The sequence below is a fragment of the Lactobacillus fornicalis genome, assembly GCF_055362665.1.
In genome coordinates this window covers 96,677-117,843 of sequence record NZ_JBLTIM010000008.1, presented here as the reverse complement: position 1 = coordinate 117,843, position 21,167 = coordinate 96,677, and the positions used below count along the sequence as shown (strand labels likewise).

18 protein-coding genes and 1 tRNA gene are annotated in these 21,167 nt (G+C 34.5%); 3 read left to right on the top strand and 16 right to left on the bottom strand.

Annotated elements, in window-relative coordinates:
* Positions 1–70: 70 nt before the first annotated feature.
* Positions 71–157 (bottom strand) — tRNA-Ser (locus ACNDLV_RS02800).
* A 114-nt stretch (positions 158–271) separates the two neighbouring features.
* Here ACNDLV_RS02800 and ACNDLV_RS02795 point away from each other — a divergent pair.
* Positions 272–841 (top strand): phosphatase PAP2 family protein, encoded by a 570-nt coding sequence (locus ACNDLV_RS02795; RefSeq protein WP_006586845.1) that lies wholly within the window; start codon positions 272–274, stop codon positions 839–841.
* Between the two features lie 508 nt (positions 842–1,349).
* Here the strand turns inward: ACNDLV_RS02795 and ACNDLV_RS02790 are convergent.
* On the bottom strand, positions 1,350–2,180 hold the full coding sequence (locus ACNDLV_RS02790; protein ID WP_006587347.1) for a DegV family protein: 831 nt from the start codon (positions 2,178–2,180) through the stop codon (positions 1,350–1,352).
* A 116-nt stretch (positions 2,181–2,296) separates the two neighbouring features.
* On the opposite strand from ACNDLV_RS02790, the gene ACNDLV_RS02785 reads away from it, so the two are divergent.
* The gene (locus ACNDLV_RS02785; protein ID WP_006586847.1) at positions 2,297–2,806 is read left to right on the top strand and encodes a DUF1836 domain-containing protein; all 510 of its coding nucleotides are present in this window, start codon (positions 2,297–2,299) and stop codon (positions 2,804–2,806) included.
* A gap of 63 nt (positions 2,807–2,869) precedes the next feature.
* Positions 2,870–5,146, top strand: coding sequence for an HAD-IC family P-type ATPase (locus ACNDLV_RS02780; protein ID WP_006586848.1), 2,277 nt, complete (start codon positions 2,870–2,872; stop codon positions 5,144–5,146).
* Positions 5,147–5,203: 57 nt separating this feature from the next.
* Here the strand turns inward: ACNDLV_RS02780 and ACNDLV_RS02775 are convergent, their stop codons facing one another.
* From ACNDLV_RS02775 to rnpM, 14 genes are all read right to left on the bottom strand, one after another.
* The gene (locus ACNDLV_RS02775) at positions 5,204–5,731 is read right to left on the bottom strand and encodes an adenine phosphoribosyltransferase (RefSeq protein WP_006586849.1); all 528 of its coding nucleotides are present in this window, start codon (positions 5,729–5,731) and stop codon (positions 5,204–5,206) included.
* A gap of 17 nt (positions 5,732–5,748) precedes the next feature.
* Positions 5,749–8,010 carry a single-stranded-DNA-specific exonuclease RecJ gene (gene recJ, locus ACNDLV_RS02770; RefSeq protein ID WP_006586850.1) on the bottom strand — a complete coding sequence of 754 codons (2,262 nt, stop codon included), beginning with the start codon at positions 8,008–8,010 and terminating at the stop codon, positions 5,749–5,751.
* Positions 8,010–8,720 carry a class A sortase gene (locus tag ACNDLV_RS02765; protein ID WP_006587349.1) on the bottom strand — a complete coding sequence of 237 codons (711 nt, stop codon included), beginning with the start codon at positions 8,718–8,720 and terminating at the stop codon, positions 8,010–8,012. Before ACNDLV_RS02765 ends, recJ begins: the two co-directional genes overlap by 1 nt.
* Before the next feature lies 1 nt (position 8,721).
* A complete protein-coding gene (lepA, locus tag ACNDLV_RS02760; protein ID WP_006586852.1) occupies positions 8,722–10,560 on the bottom strand; it encodes a translation elongation factor 4 in 1,839 nt (612 codons plus the stop codon).
* A 176-nt stretch (positions 10,561–10,736) separates the two neighbouring features.
* Positions 10,737–11,873: a molecular chaperone DnaJ gene (gene dnaJ, locus ACNDLV_RS02755; protein WP_006586853.1), complete on the bottom strand. Its 1,137-nt coding sequence runs from the start codon at positions 11,871–11,873 to the stop codon at positions 10,737–10,739.
* A 71-nt stretch (positions 11,874–11,944) separates the two neighbouring features.
* A complete protein-coding gene (gene dnaK, locus ACNDLV_RS02750; protein WP_006586854.1) occupies positions 11,945–13,786 on the bottom strand; it encodes a molecular chaperone DnaK in 1,842 nt (613 codons plus the stop codon).
* A 51-nt stretch (positions 13,787–13,837) separates the two neighbouring features.
* Entirely contained in the window at positions 13,838–14,419 is a 582-nt protein-coding gene (grpE, locus tag ACNDLV_RS02745; RefSeq protein WP_006586855.1) for a nucleotide exchange factor GrpE, read from the bottom strand.
* Between the two features lie 13 nt (positions 14,420–14,432).
* Positions 14,433–15,476: a heat-inducible transcriptional repressor HrcA gene (gene hrcA, locus ACNDLV_RS02740; RefSeq protein ID WP_006586856.1), complete on the bottom strand. Its 1,044-nt coding sequence runs from the start codon at positions 15,474–15,476 to the stop codon at positions 14,433–14,435.
* A gap of 119 nt (positions 15,477–15,595) precedes the next feature.
* Positions 15,596–16,534, bottom strand: a complete 939-nt coding sequence (gene ribF / locus ACNDLV_RS02735) for a riboflavin biosynthesis protein RibF (protein WP_006586857.1) — start codon at positions 16,532–16,534, stop codon at positions 15,596–15,598.
* Positions 16,535–16,552: 18 nt separating this feature from the next.
* Complete coding sequence (truB, locus tag ACNDLV_RS02730; protein ID WP_006587350.1) at positions 16,553–17,440, bottom strand: tRNA pseudouridine(55) synthase TruB; 888 nt, start codon at positions 17,438–17,440, stop codon at positions 16,553–16,555.
* 37 nt (positions 17,441–17,477) lie between these two features.
* Positions 17,478–17,834, bottom strand: coding sequence for a ribosome-binding factor A (locus ACNDLV_RS02725; protein WP_006586859.1), 357 nt, complete (start codon positions 17,832–17,834; stop codon positions 17,478–17,480).
* An 11-nt stretch (positions 17,835–17,845) separates the two neighbouring features.
* Positions 17,846–20,545 carry a translation initiation factor IF-2 gene (gene infB, locus ACNDLV_RS02720; protein WP_034535760.1) on the bottom strand — a complete coding sequence of 900 codons (2,700 nt, stop codon included), beginning with the start codon at positions 20,543–20,545 and terminating at the stop codon, positions 17,846–17,848.
* 4 nt (positions 20,546–20,549) lie between these two features.
* Positions 20,550–20,861: a L7Ae/L30e/S12e/Gadd45 family ribosomal protein gene (locus ACNDLV_RS02715; protein WP_006586861.1), complete on the bottom strand. Its 312-nt coding sequence runs from the start codon at positions 20,859–20,861 to the stop codon at positions 20,550–20,552.
* Entirely contained in the window at positions 20,862–21,158 is a 297-nt protein-coding gene (gene rnpM, locus ACNDLV_RS02710; RefSeq protein ID WP_034530357.1) for an RNase P modulator RnpM, read from the bottom strand.
* Positions 21,159–21,167 lie beyond the last annotated feature (9 nt).

Sequence of the window (21,167 nt, the reverse complement as noted above, 5' to 3'; positions counted from 1 at the left end):
TGTTTTTTTCTTTCAAAAAGCACTTTTTAGCTTAAAAACATTGATATACCAACATTCTTAGTCCCATATAAGGAGTGTACAGGATTTGAACCTGCGCGCCGAAAAAATCGGTTCGCCGGATTTCGAGTCCGGTGCATTACCACTCTGCCAACACTCCATGACTAGACTCCATTATAGCGAAAAATAACTTTTAAGTCTAAAACTTTTACAAAAAATATACCTCTTTTTCTAATATCTGTTAAAATAACTAAATGAATGCGAGGTAGTTATCGTGAATTTATCTTGGTTAATTGCCCTTATATTGAGTGCAACGATTTTGTTTATTTTGATTTATAAACTTGAAAATTCAAAAAAGTTTCGCCATCTCGACAGTAGTTGGCACCAACGGTTAATCCACCCAGTTCAAGGTAGTTTTTGGTCAATAATTGAATTTTTAAATGAGCCAAAGCTAATAGCTTTTTGGGACACCTTGCTTGCAGCAGTTTTACTATTCAATGGTGAAATAAAGAAAGCAATATGGGTTTTAGTTACTTTGGCTATTACAGATATTATAGGTATTTTGTTAAAGCATACGATTAAAAGAAAAAGGCCTAGTGAAAACACTCGTCAATCATATTCTTTTCCTAGTGGTCATGTTTTAAGTATTACTAGTTTAAGCTTAATTATTTGGCAGATTTATGGCGGGATTCTCGGAGTTAGTTTATTCTTTGTCTTATTTTCACTTTGGTGTTTAGTTGTTTTTTCAAGAATTATTTTGAAAGCACATTATCCTTCTGATATTGTCGGCGCAACTGCTCTTTCTATCTTTTGTTTTCTGCTAACAATGCCGTTTATTGCTTAAATATTAAATAAAAAAGCTCCGTTAAATAACGGAGCTTTTTCTTTAGGTTTTTATCTAGCAGTCTGTACCTCATAGTAAAAATAATCTTTTAGGAAAGAATGTAGTTAAACTAAATTAGTGGGAGAAAAGCCTAACTACAAATTAGAAATGTTTCGAATAAATACTAGCATATTAGGGGGGGAGCTAGTGTGGGTAGAATAATTGCTTCTAATTGGAGTTGTGGGAGTTCTTTCCATCAATGAATAAGATTAATGATGAATATTTTGACTATTAATCCAGTTTTTACCTCATCGTTTAAAAACTGTTATTTAACTAACTAGAATAAATTGTTTCATTTTTCAAGCTAAAAAGCCTGTTTTTCTTGAAACTATAGTATAGTTTAACAAGTTTTCTTATTTTAAACAAGTAAAATATTGATAGAATTTTGCTATTCTTTTCAATGATAGATATAGTTTTACTATCAAGTGTTATTTATTTAGTTATTTTATTAATTAATAAAAAAGGCGGCTTAATTTTCAAAGCCAACCATTAATCCACCCTTTTCGGCATAAAAACTACAAAGACCATGACAAATGCCAATTTCTATTTGCGCTTCAGGATACTTCTCACTAATTTTTTCTTTTAAACTTTCGGCATCCTTCAAATTATCAACATGATCAATATAGACTTTGCCACCTGAATAATTTTGCTTTTCCATATTTTTAAAAAGCTCTAAAACTGTTTTCTTACTCCCTCGCGCTTTACCCAAAGGCTCAAGAGTTCCCTCAGCACTTGCCTCACCAATCATCCGAATATGTAACATACCAGCAATTCTAGCAGCTGCTGAACTAATTCTGCCATTTACTGCTAAATTATGAAGTGATTCCAAACTAAATAATAAGTGTGTACTAGCTTGATAAGTTTTAATACTTTCACCAATAGAATTAAAACTAGTATTTTGAACCAATTCTATTAATTTATCTACCAATAATTTAAGTTCTGGTCCAGCTGATTTAGAATCAAGTACTAGAACCTCACTATCTGGATTTTCTTCTTGATAGATTTCTACAGCCTGTTTTGCGGATGAATATGTACCACTTAAACCACTAGTAACTGTTAAAATAATCGCCTTCTTACTGCCAGCCAAAGCATCAAGCCATTCTTGCAAATTAGGACATGAAGTACCTGACTTTTCTTTATTTTCATAAATTTTATCTAAAAAAGCTGAATAATCCATTTGATCATTATCTAAAAAAGTTTGATTACCTAAATTAATTGTTAATGGTACAACCGTTAAATTGCTTTTTGAATCTGACTTCAAGTTACTACTTGAATCAACTATTAATTTAATTTCTTCCATAGTTCTCTCTTTTTTGTTTACTTTCGTTAATAAAAATCTCTTTATCAGTTTTTTAATAACCGATAGTGCTATGATAATGTTTATTAAATATAAAAGTCAAGTCAAAGGAGTTATTTATGGAAAATTCATCAATCTTAAACCAGATTCAATCTGACGTTGCAAAATTTTCACTCCCCGCTTTTAGTGAAATTCCCGATATCGGACTATATCTTGAGCAAACCTGCCAATTTATCAATCAAAGCTTAGCACCCTTTTCTGAACTATATTTAACTAATTCTATGATTAGCAACTACGTAAAAAAGGGAATCATTGAAAAACCAATCAAGAAACGTTATAGTCGACAGCAAATTGCGCGTCTAATTTTTATTGCATTTGCTAAGCCAGTCCTTTCACTTGATAATTTAAAGGTTGCCATAAAAATGCAAGATAACAGCTATAATATTGATGTCGCTTATCAATATTTAAGAGAAGAAAGTATTAACTGTTTAGAATACGTTTATCAGTTAAAAACTCAACTTGATAATATTGGAAAAACTCAAACTACAGAAAAAGAAATTTTGCGCAACATAATTTTAGCGGCAGTTCATGAAATTTATTTAAATTCTTATTTTTCAGTAACGAAATAGTTAATTAGATTATTTTTTTGATAAACTATTTTAAAGAAACTATTGTAGACATGGGGGAAATGTATGGAAACACAATTACATGGCCTTACTTCTGCTGAAGCAGAAAAACGGCTGAAAAAGGATGGTCCAAATGAAGTACCAGAACCTGAATTTAATTTTTGGAAAGCTTTCTTATCTAAGTTATGGAATCTATCTGCTTGGATTTTAGAGGCTGCTTTACTACTTGAATTAGTTTTAGGAAAAGGTATTCAAGCTGGATTCGTCTTATTAATGCTGTTATTTGCAGCATACAATGGAGCTACTCAAAAGAAAAAGTCTCGCAGAGTTTTAAATGATATTTCTCATGAGCTAACCCCTACTGTAGCTGTAGAACGTGATGGTAAGTGGATTAAATTAAATTCCAAACAATTAGTTGTTGGAGATTTAATAAATTTAAAGCGCGGAGATGTTTTAGCTGCCGATGTTAGTTTAAAAGATGGTAAAATCACTTGCGATGAAAGCTCTATAACTGGTGAATCCGCACCAGTTAATAAGCAATTAAATGATACTGCTTATGCTGGAACAACTGTTGTAGATGGTTCTGGTTTAGCAATTGTCACAGCAACTGGTGCTAATTCCCGTTCAGGTAAAACTATTAATCTGATTAATCAATCAGCTGCTCCAGGACACTTACAACAATTGTTAACTAAGATTATTTTTTACCTTTGTATGCTTAGTTTGACTCTGACAATTATTATCATTATTGCTGCTTTTATGCGCGGAGAAGGTATTCACGGAGTAATCCAAATGCTACCTTTCCTTGCTATGATGTTCATTGCTTCAATTCCAGTTGCTATGCCATCAACGTTTGCAATTTCTAATTCATTTGAAGCCAAGCGTTTAAGTAAAGAAGGCGTCTTAACTTCTGATTTAACAGGAATTCAAGATGCTGCCAACCTAAATTTAATTTTATTAGATAAAACTGGCACAATTACTGAAAATAAAACAGCTGTGTCTAGTTTGACTAACTTGAGTTCATTATCAGATTCTGAAGTTTTACAATTTGCTGAAGCTGCCACTGATAAACGTAACACCTCAATAATTGATGCTGCAATTATTGAATATTCAGAACAAAAAGGCCTTACTTCTCTAACTCCAGAAAAATTTGTCCCATTTACTTCTGATACTGGATATTCTGAAGCAGTTGTAAATGGTCAAAATTTAAAACTTGGCTCATTTAAACAATTATCTTTAATTGATACTAATGCCAATGAAAAAATTAAAGACATCGATTTTACAGCTGGCCGTTCTGTTGCATTGCTAATTGACAATAAGTTAGCTGCGGTCTTTATATTGCAAGATAAAGTAAGAAGTGATTCTAAAGCTGCTTTGGCAGAACTCAAAAAGCGTGGTATTCGACCAATAATGTTAACTGGTGATAATCAACGAACTGCCGCAGCTGTAGCAAAACAAGTTTCATTAACTGGAAATGTAATTTCTATTCATGACTTTAATGAACAAACAGACTTAGATTCTCTTGCAGGAATTGCTGATGTTTTACCAGAAGACAAGCTTAAAATGGTCAAATTCTTCCAAGAAAAAGGCTTTATCGTTGGAATGACTGGTGATGGTGTCAACGACGCTCCTGCTTTAAAACAAGCAGAAGTTGGTATTGCTGTAGCTAACGCTGCCGATGTTGCTAAGCGAAGCGGTAAGATGGTATTACTTGATGATGGTTTAATGCCAATTGTTAAAATCTTAGATGCTGGTCACAGAGTTTACCAAAGGATGACGACTTGGTCATTAACTAAGTTATCAAGAACTGCTGAGTTAACAATGATTTTAACCTTTGGATATCTTTTATTTGGATATCTACCAATGGCCTTAAATGCGATGGTTATTTACACTATTATGAATAATATGGTTACTATGATGATTGGAACAGACAATACCCATATTACTTATAAACCTGAAAATTGGAACATAGACCGAATGGCAAAAGTTTCAATGTCACTGGCTTCTGGTTGGACATTAATTGGTTGTTTATTTGTTTGGTTTATGAACAATAAACTAGGTTTCACGCAAGGTCAAGTTGGAACAATGGTTTACGTATACTGCGTGTTAAGTGCGATGTTAATCGTATTAATAACTAGAACCAAAACTTACTTCTGGCAATCACATCCATCCCGTTTAGTAGGTACAGTTCAAATTATTGATGTAGCCTTAACCTTTGCATTAGCGTTACTTGGAATTGCAATGACACAGATTTCGATAATTAATCTTGGCTTAGTTATTATCGTTTCTCTAATAAGCGCAATAATAATTGACTTAATTTATCAGCCTATTATGAAAAATAGATAATTCTGATATGCAAAAAGCTCACTTCAAATGAAGTGAGCTTTTTCTTATTCAATATAATTAAGCACCATGGTATTGAACAAGTGAAAAGATATCAATATTTGGCAACTTTTCTCTACCCTTTAAATCAGGTAATTCAACATAAAAAGCTGCACCAACTACTTCTCCACCAAGCCGTTCAATCAATTCAATAGCAGCATGTAAAGTTCCAGCTGTTGCCATCAAGTCATCACAAATAACAACTTTTTGACCTGGTTTAATAGCATCTTTATGCATTTCTAAACTATTTGAACCATATTCTAAATCATATGATGCTCTTTCAACTTCACGAGGTAATTTGTGAGGCTTTCTTGCAGGAACAAATCCTACTCCTAATTCAGTAGCAACTGGACATCCCACAATAAAACCACGTGCTTCTGGTCCAACAATTACGTCTGCACCACGTTTTTTGGCATATTCTGCTAATTCATGAGTTGCAGCTCTAAAGATTTCACCATCAGACAAGATAGGAGTGATATCCCGAAAAACAATTCCCTTATTAGGAAAATCCTGCACGCTTGCAATATACTTCTTAAAATCAACTGTCATGTTGATAACGACCTCCGTTATTTTAAATGCTGGTTAACATACGCTAGCAATTGACTAGACGGCATGGTTCTCAAACTTGTTACAAAATTCAGCTGTGACTGCGTCCCTAAGAAATAGCGCGAATCAGTTAATTTTTTATGATTAGCCACCTTATTTGGAACAAGTTCTGCCTTATCCATTTTAACAAACTCTAGCTCTAAAAACACCCTCAAAATAAAGTAAATACTATCTCCATCAAGACCAAGATATGGTGCTACAAGCCGATAATCTTCTGGTTTAAGATTGGGGTGTGAATAAACATATTTTAATGTTTTAGCAAACTCTGTTCGACTAGGCATCATCGAAATTGGTAATTGATCTATCATAAATCGTAAATATAATTGCTGATATTCGTTTTTTAGAACTTGATCCAATTCCTGACGATTATGTGGCGCATCAAGCAAAGTAACAATCTCTCCGCTTCCTTCATAATCTTTTGCCAAAATAATTTTATCTTGGTCAATTCCCAACTGACCAACTGCCTTATTTAAATTATGTTCATCAAACAAAACAAACCGATCCGCAAAACCTAAAATATGCCTTTGTCTTCGAAAATCTATTGCCTTATTCTTGCCTAAAGAAAAACTTGGTACACCAAAATCTATTGATTTCAGTTGCCCCTGCAGAGAAAGCTTCTTTTGCCACATATTTTTACTAATGTTCAAATAAATTGCTGTAACATATGGTAACAAGTTCTGAGTCAAATAGGCCATATTAAAACCTATTATTTTCAAGTTGCCAACATTAAATTTTAAGTGGTTTTTATCTTTTCCAATTACAAATAAAGAAGAAATTTCTGGTTCCTTAACGCAATATACCGGCTCTGGATTATCTGTTCCAAAAGGTCCAACTTTTTTCATATCATCTAAAATTGATAAATCAACACTATTGGTATCTAAATCCAAATCATAATAATCAATAGCATTATTCGAACTAGCTTGATAACTATTTTCAAATGCTTTCCGCAAAGAATTAATCTTATCTTCTTTTAGTGACAGACCACAAGCAAAATCATGTCCACCAAAATTTTCAAATAAAGAATCTTTTAATTTAAATAAGGCCTCAAATAAATTAAAACCTGCATTACTTCTTCCAGATCCTTTGACTAAGCCATCTTCATTTTTAGTGAGTAAAATTGTTGGTTTATGAACTTTTTCTACTATTTTATTCGCTACTAAACCCAAAACCCCTTCGTGCCAGCTAGAATCATATAAAACTAAAGTATTTTGGCTATTGTATCCAAATTTCTTTATTTGATTTAAAGCAGACTCATATACTTTTTGGGTCAATTCTTTACGTTCATTATTTAATTCTTCAACTTTTTTGGCTAATTTTTGGGCTTCCTCTAAGTCGTCTGATAAAAGTAAATCAACAGCTAATCTTGCACTTGCTAATCTACCTGTTGCATTTAACCTTGGAGCAATTTGAAAGCCAGTATCTGTTTCATCAATATTCCCTAACTCAAGCCCTGCTTCTTTAATTAAAGCGCGTAATCCTGGTCGTTGCGTATGATTTAGCAATTCTAAACCACGCTTAACAATAATATGGCCTTCTCCAGATACTTTCACCATATCACCTATTGTCCCAATCATCGCTAATTCTATTAGTTCAGGCATAGTATCTTCCATTAAGGCGCGGCATATTGTGTAAGCAACCCCAGCACCACAATAATCATCAAATGGATATTTTTGATTTGGATAATTACAGTGAACTATTGCTTTTGCCTCAGGCATTTGCTCTTGAAAACTATGATGGTCTGTCACGATAACATCACACCCATTATCTTGAGCATACCTCACTTCTTCAATCCCTGTTACACCATTATCAACGGTAATAATTAATTTAGTCCCATCTGCAACGATTTGTTGATAACGTTTCATACTTGGTCCATATCCATCTTTAAAACGATCAGGAATAAAGTAATGGACATCTGCTCCTAAAATTGCTAGGGTTTCATACATAATTGTTGTAGCAGTAATACCATCTGCATCATAATCACCATAAATTGTAATTTTTTCAAAATTATCAATTGCTTGATTAATGCGATCAACGGTTTCTTGCATCCCATGCATTAAATATGGATCTGCAAAATCTTCCTCTGTACTATTAAGCCAATAATTTAATTTCTCATCTGTGTTAATTTCACGCAAAGAAAATAACTTAGCCGTAAGTGGGCTAAGTTGATATTTTTCTATTAATTCACTCGATAATTCTGTTGCTTCTCTTTTTTTCCAAGTCATTATTTTAATTTAAATACACTCAAGTTCTTAGTTGTTGCTTTTTTGGTCTGGATTAATTTACCACGAACGGCCCAACGATTTATACCACCGTCAGCACATGTGATTAATGTTACGATATTACTTTTGGTATTATTGACTAACCAAACAGCGGTTGGATCTACAACTCGCTTCATGTAAATTCTATAAACATAAACTTTCTTTAAGTCAGTTAAATATACCTTTTGACCAATTTTGGTATCTTCAATTGGTGAAAATAAAACACCTTTGGCAGTCATATAGTGACCAGCTAATGGATAATTTCCTTTTCCCATCACTTGATCTTCTCTCATTGTACCAGCACCAGTAGACAATGAATCATCACTTAATCCTAGCAAAATTGGCAAATATAGATTAACTTTTGGAATCGCAATTGCACCTATAGCATTAGCGGTATTTTTTACACGTGAACGCGTAACCTTGGCAATATCAATATCCTGTACCTTGCTATAATCAAACATTCCTTTTTTCTTTTGATTAGCTGCTACTGTTTTTTTCGTTAGTCCTTGCAAGGTTGAAGTTTGGTTTTGTTTAACAAAATACTCTTGAATTGGACCATTAAAGACCAAAATAATACCAACAATGAATAAAATAACTGCTAAAACTCTTAATAAAATTGTTTTCTTGCTAGTTTTAGATTTCTTACTTAATTTTTGTTTATTGTCATCCGTCATTTTACTTTCCCTTGATATCGTCATCATTCATTTTCAAAACTGCCATGAAAGCATCCTGTGGAACTTCTACTTTTCCAACCGCCTTCATCCGTTTCTTACCACGCTTTTGCTTATCAAGCAATTTTGCACGTCGATCCGGATCACCAGTATGAATCCGAGCTGTAACGTCTTTACGATATGGTTTAATCGTTGCACGTGAAATGATTTTTGCACCAATAGCTCCCTGAATGTCAACTTCAAAATTCTGACGAGGAATAAGCTTTTTCAATAATGAAGTCATTTGGCGAGCACGAGCCTGTGCATCAGATCTGTGTGCAATAAAGCTTAACGCATCAATTGGCTCTTTATTGAGTAAGACATCAATTTTTACTAAATCAGTTGCGCGATAGCCAATGATTTCATAATCAAGCGATGCATACCCCTTAGTTGAGGATTTAAGATCATCGAAAAAGTCAAAAATTATTTCAGCTAAAGGAATATGATAAATAACATTTACTCGATATTTATCTAAATAGTCCATCGTTTGAAATTCGCCACGTTTTCTTTGACACAATTCCATTACAGGACCTACAAAATCATTAGGAACCATTATTTCAGCTTTAACATATGGCTCTTGAACTTCCTTATATTCACCCGCATCTGGTAAATCTGAAGGATTATCAATCACCTTGGTAGTTCCATCGTTCATTATCGCATGATAATCAGTAGATGGAGCCGTCATAATTAAATCAAGATCAAATTCTTGCTCTAATCTTTCTTGCACCACGTCCATATGAAGCAAACCTAAAAATCCACATCTAAAACCAAATCCTAACGCAGTTGAAGTTTCAGGTTCAAATTCAAGTGCAGCATCATTTAATTGCAACTTTTCTAAGGCTTCTTTCAAGTCGTCATATTTGCTATTATCAACTGGATACATCCCACTGAAAACCATTGGAGGAATTTGTCGATAACCTGGTAATGCTTCTTCAGTCGGCTTTTTTGCTGATGTAATTGTATCCCCAACTCTAGTTTCACGAACGGATTTAATATTAGCTGTTAAATAACCTACATCTCCTGCAACAAGCATATCTTTTTTTACAGGATGAGGGTTAGAAACACCCACTTCAGTAACTTCATACTTTTTGTGAGTATTCATAATTTCAATTTCGTCTCCAGGCTTTACCATTCCATCTTCAATTCGAACAGCTAAAACAACCCCACGGTAATCATCATATTTAGAATCAAAAATCAAAGCCTTAAGAGGTGCTTCCAAATCTCCCTGTGGTGCCGGAATGTCAGTTACAATTCGCTCAAGCAACTCTGGAATTCCTAATCCAGTTTTACCAGAAACTTCAACTGCATCACTAGCATCAAGACCTAACATTTCTTCAATTTCCATTTTGGCGTTTTCAGGGTCTGCAGATGGTAAATCTATTTTATTGATAACAGGCAAAATTTCTAAATCATCATCAATTGCTAAATAAGTGTTAGCCAAAGTTTGAGCCTGTACACCTTGAGAAGCATCAACTACTAACAAAGCCCCTTCGCATGCGGCAAGCGAACGTGATACTTCATATGAAAAATCAACGTGTCCTGGGGTATCAATCAAGTGAAAAATATAGTCTTCGCCATCTTTAGCATGATACTTTACTTCAACTGAGTTTAACTTAATAGTAATACCTCTTTGACGCTCTAAAGGCATATCATCAAGCATTTGACTTTTCAGTTGTCTTTGAGCAACAGTATCAGTTAATTCCAAAATTCTATCAGCAATCGTTGATTTACCATGGTCAATATGGGCAACGATTGAAAAATTACGAATGTGTTTTTGATAATCTTTAAGTTTTTTGAGGTCCATATAGTTCCATCCTTTTTAGTCTATTCCTATTATAGCAAATAGGCATTAAGGGACAAATAAAAAGAGAAAATCTCACTAATATTTAGCTATATATTAATTCAAGTAAAATAATATTAAGTTTTATAGTCAATGCTAACAAAAAAAGAGCCTTACAGCTCTTTTTACTAATTCATAATTTAGCCTAATTTGTCTTTTAATCGTTCAAAGAAGTTTTTTTCCTGCGGAGTTATTGAGTCTCCGCCAGCTTTAACGAAATCAACCAAGGCTTGTTTTTGTTTGTCGTTAATTGACTTAGGGATTACTACTTCAACAGTTGAGATCTGGTCACCTTTGCCATCTCCACGAAGATAAGGTACACCTTCTCCACGAATAGTGAACTTAGCACCAGGTTGAGTGCCAGCAGGGATTTTCAGACTAGTTTCGCCATTAACAGTCTTAATTTTAATTTCATCACCCAAAGTTGCTTGAGCAAATGAAATTGGAACAGTTGTATAAATTGTGTTACCACGACGAGTGAAGTCTTTACTTGGTCTAATTCGAAAGACAATGTATAAGTCACCATAAGGTCCACCATTTTTCCCAGCTTCACCTTGACCACTCAATCGAATTTGTTGACCATTGTCAATCCCAGCAGGGATCTTAACTTCAAGAGTTTGCTTTTTATCAGTATGACCTGCACCATGACAAGTAGCACAAGGATGTTCAATAATAACACCTTTTCCATGACACTTATCACATAAAGTCTGTCTTTGAATTACACCAAGCATGGATTGTTGAGTAACTGTCATATATCCACTACCATGACACTTGTCACAAGTAATCGGATGGGTTCCCTTCTCTGCCCCAGTACCATGACAAACTTCGCAAGTTTCACTTCTAGTGTAAGTTACGTTAGAAGTCTTACCTTTAATGGCATCCATGAAGTCAATTGTCATTGTATAGTCTAAATCGTCACCTTTAACAGGGGCTGTTGGATCAACATGTCTTTGACTAGCTCCACCAAAAATATCACTAAAAATATCGCCAAAACCACTAAAGTTACTGAAATCACCATATTGACCATTACCAGCACCATATCCGGCCTGACCATTTACACCAGCTTGGCCAAATTGATCATATTGTGCGCGTTTTTGCTTATCATGTAATACTTCATAAGCTTCGTTAACTTCTTTAAATTTTTCTTCTGCGTCTGGTGCTTTATTAATATCTGGGTGATATTTTTTGGATAACTTCCGGTAAGCTCTCTGGATATCTTGCTCACTCGCATTTTTATCCAATCCCAGAATGTCATAGTAATCGCGACTTGTCGCCATTTTCTAACGCTCCTTATCTTTGATAAAAGAAAAGGACTAAAATTAGTCCTTAACTTTCAACCATTATAGCATTACTTGTCAGGGTTTACTTTTTTAAAGTCACCATTGACAGTATCTCCATTATTGCCATCATTATTATCTGATGGGTTTGGACCAGCTTGGCCTGCTTGACCTTGAGCACCATTGGCTTGATACAACTTAACTGCTAAATCTTGTGCAACCTTAGATAAAGCGTCCTTCTTTTCTTTCATTTCATCTAAGTTGTTATCTTTTTGAGCTTTCTTAAGTGCTTCCAAAGCATCCTTAACTTTAGATACTTCATCTGCAGGAACCTTGTCGCCAACTTCTTTCAAAGTCTTTTCAGTAGTGAAGATTAATGAATCTACTTCATTACGTAAGTCTGCTTCTTCTTTCTTCTTTTTATCCTCATCAGCGTGTTCTTCTGCTTCTTTTTGCATACGCTTGATTTCTTCGTCGGATAAACCTGATGATGACTTGATAGTAATCTTTTGTTCCTTACCAGTACCCATGTCCTTAGCAGAAACATTTACGATACCGTTCTTGTCAATGTCGAAGGTAACTTGAATTTGTGGCACACCACGTGGTGCAGCTGGGATATCAGTTAACTCAAATCTACCTAATGTCTTGTTATCAGCTGCCATTGGACGTTCACCTTGCAAAACGTGAATATCTACAGCTGGTTGATTATCTGCAGCAGTTGAGAAGATTTGGCTTTTTGAAGTTGGAATAGTAGTGTTTCTATCAATTAACTTAGTGAAGACTCCACCCATGGTTTCAATTCCAAGTGATAAAGGAGTTACATCAAGTAAAACAACATCCTTAACATCACCTGAAATAACACCACCTTGAACAGCTGCACCTAAGGCAACAGCTTCATCAGGGTTGATTGAGTGGTCAGGTTCTTTGCCACTCCACTTCTTAACTGCTTCTTGAACAGCTGGAATACGAGTTGAACCACCGTTTAAAATAACTTTATCAATATCGTTAACAGTTAAGCCAGCATCTTTCAACGCATTATCAAATGGAATCTTAGTTCTTTCAACTAAGTCATGAGTTAATTCATCAAATTTAGCACGAGTTAAATCAGCTTCCAAGTGAAGTGGACCACTTTCACCTGCAGAAATAAATGGAAGTGATATATGAGTTGAACTTACACCTGATAAGTCCTTCTTAGCTTTTTCAGCAGCATCCTTTAATCTTTGAAGTGCCATCTTATCCTTAGATAAGTCTACACCATTATCAGCCTTGAAGTTTTCAATCAACCAATTCATAATCTTTTGGTCGAAATCATCACCACCAAGGTGAGTATCACCATTAGTAGAAAGTACTTGGAAGACGCCGTCACCTAATTCCAAAACGGAAACGTCGAAAGTACCACCACCAAGGTCGTATACTAAAATCTTTTCATCTTCTTCATCTTTATCAAGACCATAAGCAAGTGAAGATGCAGTAGGTTCATTAATAATTCTTTGAACATTTAATCCTGCAATCTTACCAGCATCCTTAGTTGCTTGACGTTGTGAGTCATTGAAGTATGCAGGAACAGTAATAACTGCATCCTTTACTTCTTCACCAAGATAATCTTCTGAGAACTTCTTGATGTATTGCAAAATCATCGCAGAAATTTCTTGTGGAGTATAGCTCTTGTCGCCAACCTTAACCTTGTATCCTGCTTCACCCATGTGACGCTTAATTGACACAATAGTATTTGGGTTAGTGATTGCTTGACGCTTTGCTACTTCACCAACTTGAATTTCTCCATCCTTGAAAGCAACTACAGATGGTGTAGTTCTGTTACCTTCAGGGTTAGTAATAATCTTTGGTTCTTTACCTTCCAAAACAGCAACTGCTGAGTTAGTAGTCCCTAAGTCAATACCAATAACTTTTGACATATCAAAAAGTCCTTTCTTATTTCTTTTTATTTTTTAAATAAGCTTAATTAATTATTGGGCAACAATAACCATTGCTGGACGTAAAGTCCGATCTTTATATTGATAGCCCGCTTGCAAAACTTGAACAACGTGATCTTTTTGTTCATCATTTTCTGCAACTGTTGTTTGAACAGCTTGATGCAAATTAGGATCAAATTTTGCACCTTCAGCCTTAATTTCAGTAATACCATGATCAGCCATTGCCTTAACCATAGCATCTAAGGTCATTTCAACACCCTTTTTTAATTGTTTAGAAGCTTCATCATCTACTTTTACACTTAAAGCCCTTTGCAAATTATCAACTGCTGGTAAAATATCCTTTGCTAAAGATTGGGATTCATATTTAATAAGTTGCGCACGTTCTTTATTGTAGCGATTTTGCATATTTTGAATTTCAGCTTCACTTCGTAGATATTTATCTTCAAGTTCAGCTTTTGCAGCTTTTAATTGCTCAATTTCTTTAGCAAGATCTTCCCCAACTTTTTGGGTATCTTTATCAGCCTTAGAAGAAGTTATTTTTGTTTCCTTATGCTTTAAATCTTCTTTAGGCTTTTGATCAAGGTCTTTTTCACTTGGAAATTCTTTTTTACTCAAGACCTTCCCTCCTTTACTGAAATTTTCCGTAATAATCGAGTAGTTTCTTCGCTAATTCCTGTCTGAAATATTCCATTAAACCAATCATTTGTGAATAAGGCATATTCGTTGGTCCCAATAAGGCAATTGTGCCTCTGCCATGACTTCCAACACTATAGCTTGCTGTAAGTAAACTATAATTTTTTAGTAAATCACTTGGAAGTTCTGAACCCAATTTAACTTGAACTGGAAAATGCTCATCAGAATCATCACCTTCAAAACTCAATAAGCTACTAATCATGTCATTTTGATCAAACATTTCATACAAAGATCGAATGTCTTGAACATTGCCTGTAGCATTATTCAAAAGATTTATTTGACCATCAACATACATCTGTTCACTAGCCGCATCTTTCAAGACGTCTGCTAGCAAACTTAATAAATCATCAGCATTGCCACCTAATTGGTGACTCACTAACTCACTAAGCATTTCTGGTGAAACAGCTGATAAGCTTTTACCAACCAATTCATCATTTATTAAACGAACAGCCTTTTCTATTTCTTCACCATTAGTAAATCTTGGTAGAGAATAGACTTGGCTTTGAACATTTCCATTATTTGTAACCAAAATTGCCATAACTTGTCGATTAGATAAAGGGACAATCCTAAAACCAGTTATTAAAACATGTCTGGATTCTGGCCCTTCTGCAAAAGCAGTATAATTTGTCAAATCTGACAAAATCTTAGCTGCTTCTTGCACAATTTCATTCACTTGATGAAATGGACGATCCAATTGGCAAACAATTTGATTATAAACAGACTCAGGTAGTTGTAATGGTTCAACTAAATGATCAAGGTAGTAGCGATAACCATCACTTGATGGAATACGACCACTTGAAGAATGTGTCTTTTCAATAAGACCTTGTTCTTCTAACACCGCCATTTCATTTCTAATGGTTGCACTAGAAACCTTCATTGGCAGTTGACTCATCACAGTTTTGGAGCCTACGGGCTCATGCGTCTGCGTGAAGTCCTTAATGATTGTTTTCAAAATAAGCTCTTGACGTTCGGTTAACATATTCTCGACCTCTTAATTAGCACTCATAACTCTCAGGTGCTAACATGAATAATATACTAATAAATTAGCACTAATGCAAGTCCTTTGCTAATTTTTTATGCAAAAAAAGAACTAGTTACCTAGTTCTTTATATTCTTAAAGTATTTCCGAATTTCTTTCTCGTCTTTAATAAGTTGCTCTTTTAATTCATCTAAACTAGAAAATTTTATTTCGCCTCTAGTATAGTGATACCATTCAATACTTATTTCTTCATCATAAATATCTTCATCAAAATCAAATAAATGTGACTCTATGTAAATTTTTTTACCAGTTTGGATTGTTACGTTATAGCCAACACTAGTCATTGAATCATACCACTTGCCATGAACCAAAGTTCTTGTTGCATAAACTCCAATTTTAGGAATAACTTTGCGATCATTTAAAACCAAATTAACTGTCGGGAAGCCAAGTTTATGCCCATTGCGTAAACCATGTCCAACAATTCCTGACATTATATAGTGACTTCCTAACAAATTAGTAGCTAATTCTAAATTTCCATTGCGAATTGCTTGTCTAATTGCAGTTGAACCTATTTTGCAACCACCACTAGTTTGTTCAGGCAAAATAACAATTTCAAATCTATTTTTTGCAAAATATGGTAGATTTTCCATATTAGCAATATCTTTTGGCCCATAAGTATAATCAAATCCAGCTACTACCGCATCTGCTTTTAATTTTATGATAACTTGATCGACAAATTCTTGTGGACTTAACTTACTAAAGCCCTCTGTAAATGGAGCAACAGCAAGATAGTCAACTCCCAATTTTTCCATTTTTTCAGCTTTTTCAGGAAGATTATCCAAATATTCAAAATCCGTTCTACCTAAATAGATTTCTTTAGGATGGCGATCAAAAGTCAATACCATTAAAGGTAAACTTTTTTTCTTTGCTACTTCTTGAGCGCGTTTAATTAATTTTTGATGTCCAATATGTACCCCATCAAAAAACCCCAAAGCCAAAACTACATGAGTGCGAGTTAATTCTTTTTTAATAGGATAACTAAGATGAATTATTTCCAAAATTGATTCCTTCTACTATTATTCATTTTGTAAAAGCATTAAATATGGTCTATATGTATGCGATTTCAATTCATAAATTGCTTTGACTTTTTTATTGTAGCGTAAAGCGATCTTTTTTGCATCATTTCTTAATGAAATCGCATTCCCATTTTTAACTTTCTTCCAAATTTGTTCGCTCATATCAATTGTTTCATAATCAGCAAAGAATGAATCAATTGGCAAAATATATTTAAGAACTAATTCAGGATTGGCTTCTAATTCTTCTAGCTTCACTGCTTTCTCTAAATTAAAACCCGAACTACTAGTTCTTTGTAAATATGTCATAACTGCTGGGTAACCTAATTTTTCACCCAAATCATTTACTAAGCTTCTTACATACGTTCCTTTGGAACACTCAATGTTAAAGCCAAATTCTTCTTGTTCATTTTGGTAATTAACAGGTTCTAGTAGCTTATATTTAAAAATCTCTACACTTCTTACAGGTCGAGTTACTTGAATCCCTTCTCTTGCATACTCATAAAGTCGTTTTCCATTTACTTTGACTGCAGAATAAATTGGTGGGACTTGATCTATTTTGCCTAAAAAGCTATTCATCCCTTTTTGAATTTCTTCTAAAGGAATTTTTTCAGATACAGCTTTTCTTTGCAAAACCTTTCCTTCTGTATCATAACTATCAGTAGAAAAGCCTAATAACCCTCTACCAGTATATGATTTTGGTCTTTCATGCATTAATTCAATTAATTTAGTTGCCTGTCCAATTGCAATCGGCAAGACTCCCTCTACTTCTGGATCAAGCGTCCCAGCATGACCAATTTTTCTGGTTTTTAAAATTTTTCTTAATTTATAGACAACATCTCCACTCGTCATACCCTTACTTTTATTAATCACTAAAATTCCATTTATCATATTTCCACCTACAATAAAAGCGCCCTAGGGCGCTTTTTTATCTGTCATTTTCTTGCTTTTTTAGTTGAGCAATTAATTTATCAATTTTACTACCGTATTGTACCGAAGTATCTCTCTTAAAGATTAATTCAGGCACTTTATAAACAGTCAATTCTTGGCCTAATAAGTGTCTCATTAATCCCTTTGCTTTTTCTAAACCTTCGGCTACTTCTTTTTCTTTATTTCCATCTTCAGTCAATAAAGAATAATAAACTGTAGCATAAGAGAAATCATTGGTACATTCAACAGCAGTCAAGGTTACATCACTCAAACGTGGGTCACGAATCTTTTTTTGCAAAATTTTTGATAATTCTCGCAAAATTTCTCCTTCAACCCGACCTATTCTGTGTTTCATGCTAGTTCTCCTTACTTAGGCTTAACTTCTTGCATTTCATATGCTTCAAGCTCATCATCAATTTTAAGGTCATTATAGTTTTCAATTGTTAAACCACAATCGAAGCCTTGCTTAACTTCCTTAACATCATCTTTAAATCTCTTAAGGGAGGCCACTTGACCATCATAGATAACAACACCATTACGGATAACACGAATACCGCTATCTCTATGAATATATCCTGAATCAACAAATGCACCAGCAATTGTACCAACTTTTGAAACTTTCCAAGTTTCACGAATAGTTAAGTTACCAGTTACTTTTTCTTCGTATGTTGGTTCAAGCATACCCTTCATGGCTGCTTCTACATCGTCGATTGCTTTATAAATAACGCTGTATGAGCGAATATCAACTTCATCACTTTCAGCTTGTGATTTAGCAGTTGCAGTTGGCCGAACGTTAAATCCAATAATGAAAGCATTTGAAGCACTTGCTAACGTAACATCAGAGTCATTAATTGCACCTACTCCTGAGTGAATAATATTAACTCGTACGCCTTCAACTTCAATCTTTTCAAGTGATTGAGAAAGAGCTTCAACTGACCCTTGAACATCAGCCTTTAATACAATGCCAACTTCCTTCATGTTTTCACGTTTCATTGTATCAAATAAGTTATCAAGAGTAACATGTTGTACCTTCTCACGTTGCTTTTGCAAAGCATTTTGGGCACGTTGTTCACCAACTGCACGTGCTGTCTTTTCATCTTCAAAGACTACAAACTTATCAGCTGATTCTGGTACATCATTCAAACCAGTAATTTCAACTGGCATTGATGGAGTAGCTTTCTTAACTCGGCGTCCCTTATCATTTGTCATAACACGAACACGTCCAAATGTATTTCCGACAACAATTGGGTCACCTACTTCAAGAGTACCTTGTTGAACTAAGATATCTGCTACTGGACCACGACCACGTGACAAACGTGCTTCAACAACTGTACCAATTGCTTTTTGATGAGGATCTGCTTTAAGTTCAAGAACATCAGCCTGTAAAAGAATCATTTGCAATAATTCTTCAACGTTATCCCCTGTTTTAGCAGAAATCTTAACAAAGATAGTATCTCCACCATAATCTTCAGGAATTAAGTTATATTTCATTAACTGTTCTGTAACGTGACTTGGGTTTGCACCTGGTGCATCCATCTTATTAATTGCAACAATAATTGGAACACCTGCACTTTTGGCATGGTCAATCGCTTCAATGGTTTGAGGCATTACACCATCATCAGCTGCTACTACTAAAACAACAATATCAGTTACTTCAGCCCCACGAGCACGCATATTTGAAAAGGCAGCGTGACCAGGTGTGTCAAGGAATGTAATTAAACGATCATCAACACGAACTTGGTAAGCACCGATTTTTTGAGTAATACCACCAGCTTCATGTTCTGAAACATTAGTATGACGTAATCTATCAAGCAAAGTAGTCTTACCATGGTCAACGTGACCCATAATGGTTACAACTGGCGGTCTGCTTTCTTGATGCTTAGACTCTTTAGAAGCTTCAACTTCTTTTTGGTAAAGATTATCAATATCGGAAATATCTTCATGAACTTTTTCCTTTGATTCAATACCATATTCTGCAGCTAAAAGTTCAATTGTATCTTTATCAAGGGATTGGTTTTGGTTAGTCATAACACCAAGCAGAAAAAGCTTTTTAACAATTTCAGCTGGTTCTCTGTGTAAAAGTTTACCTAAGTCTTGTGCATTCATACCTTCTTCAAACACAAGTACTTCAGGTAATGGACGTTCTTTACGAACTGTTTTTGGCTTTCTAACTTCTTCAGCATGATTATTATGCTTGTTCTTCCGTTTTCTTCTTTCCATCTTATCTGAATGTTCATTACGACGGTCAAAGTTATTATTGTCACGGCCCTTTCTACCTGGTTTTCCAGTATTTCTGCCGTGTCCATTACCATTTCTACGTGAATCAGGTTTAACACTTTCTTCTGGCATTACCGGAATTTGTGGTGTCCGATTCATAGCTGGTTTTCTCTTAGGTTTTGATTTCTGATTTTGTTTTTGCTTATTTTCTTCAGTCTTAGGACGATTTCTAGCAGGAGATGGTTTAAGAATTTTTGGTCCTAAAACCTTTTTGGTTTTCTTTTCTTCTGGTTGATTAGTCACTTCGTTAGTATCTTTCTTTTGAGAATTTTGGTTTTCTGTATCTTCGTTCTGAACTTTATTCTTTTCTTCGTGCCAAATTTTACGAGCTTTTTCAGATTCTTTGGCTAATGTTGTTTCTTCAGCACGTTGCTTTTGTTGGAGTTCTGCTAATAAGTCTCTAGCCTTATTGACTTTAGGTGACTTATTATTTTGTTTTTTATTACTTTCGTGACGATTGCGTCGCTTGTTTGAAGAATCATTGCTACGCTTTTTAGCTTGATCACTATGTTGATGCTTTGAATGATTCTTTGATTGTGAAGCTGGTCTTCTGATTGAGGAAACAGAAAGTTTGATTTTATTATCTTTTTTTTCTGTTTTCTTTTCATCATTTTGACTCTTAGCTGGAGTGGAAGGCTTCACCTTATTTTTCAATTCATTCACTTCTGTATCAGAAAGTGATGACATGTGGTTTTTGATATTAAAGCCTAATTCTTTAGCCTTATCAACCAAGACCTTATTATTCAAACCTAATTGCTTTGCTAATTCATATATTCTCTGCTTAGCCATCAGATCACACTCCTTCATTTAATTTCTTTTGTAGTGCTTTACTAAATCCCAAATCGCTAACTGCTAAAACTTTTCTAGCTTTACCAATTGCTTGAGATATTTCAAGCTCAGAAAATTCATCAATAATTGGCAAACTGTTTTTTTGCGCTAAGCTTACAACTTCTTGCCGAGTTGCCTGCGACAGATCACTAGCTATAATTACTAATTTAACCTTTCTAGCTTTTATTGATGAAATCACCATATCTGTGCCAGAAACCAGTTTTCCGGCTCTTTGAATTAGTCCTAAAAAATTTATTGTCTTTTCACGATTATGCACTTATTTATCACCAAATAATTCTTTTCTTGCCTTTTGATGATCCACATATTCAAAAAGTTCTTTATAAAAACTATCATCAATTTTAGTACCTAAACTTCGGTCTAAAATCTTGTTCTTTTGAGCTTCAGTTATCTTTTCAGGTTCTAATGAAACATAGGCTCCACGTCCCGGTTTTTTACCAGTTGGATCAACTGAAACTTCTTTTTCTTTGTTGATGACAATTCTTACCAAATCTTTTTTTGGCTGCATAGTGTTCGTCAACAAATCTTTTCTCATTGGGACTTTTCTTTTTTTCAAAAAAATCAC

Excerpts from the sequence above, each read along its gene's own strand:
- ACNDLV_RS02790 (WP_006587347.1), bottom strand. The coding sequence starts at position 2,180 with ATGGAAGAAATTAAATTAATAGTTGATTCAAGTAGTAACTTGAAGTCA.
- ACNDLV_RS02785 (WP_006586847.1), top strand. The coding sequence starts at position 2,297 with ATGGAAAATTCATCAATCTTAAACCAGATTCAATCTGACGTTGCAAAA.
- ACNDLV_RS02780 (WP_006586848.1), top strand. The coding sequence starts at position 2,870 with ATGGAAACACAATTACATGGCCTTACTTCTGCTGAAGCAGAAAAACGG.
- ACNDLV_RS02775 (WP_006586849.1), bottom strand. The coding sequence starts at position 5,731 with ATGACAGTTGATTTTAAGAAGTATATTGCAAGCGTGCAGGATTTTCCT.
- recJ (WP_006586850.1), bottom strand. The coding sequence starts at position 8,010 with ATGACTTGGAAAAAAAGAGAAGCAACAGAATTATCGAGTGAATTAATA.
- ACNDLV_RS02765 (WP_006587349.1), bottom strand. The coding sequence starts at position 8,720 with ATGACGGATGACAATAAACAAAAATTAAGTAAGAAATCTAAAACTAGC.
- lepA (WP_006586852.1), bottom strand. The coding sequence starts at position 10,560 with ATGGACCTCAAAAAACTTAAAGATTATCAAAAACACATTCGTAATTTT.
- dnaJ (WP_006586853.1), bottom strand. The coding sequence starts at position 11,873 with ATGGCGACAAGTCGCGATTACTATGACATTCTGGGATTGGATAAAAAT.
- dnaK (WP_006586854.1), bottom strand. The coding sequence starts at position 13,786 with ATGTCAAAAGTTATTGGTATTGACTTAGGGACTACTAACTCAGCAGTT.
- hrcA (WP_006586856.1), bottom strand. The coding sequence starts at position 15,476 with ATGTTAACCGAACGTCAAGAGCTTATTTTGAAAACAATCATTAAGGAC.
- truB (WP_006587350.1), bottom strand. The coding sequence starts at position 17,440 with ATGATAAATGGAATTTTAGTGATTAATAAAAGTAAGGGTATGACGAGT.
- ACNDLV_RS02725 (WP_006586859.1), bottom strand. The coding sequence starts at position 17,834 with ATGAAACACAGAATAGGTCGGGTTGAAGGAGAAATTTTGCGAGAATTA.
- infB (WP_034535760.1), bottom strand. The coding sequence starts at position 20,545 with ATGGCTAAGCAGAGAATATATGAATTAGCAAAGCAATTAGGTTTGAAT.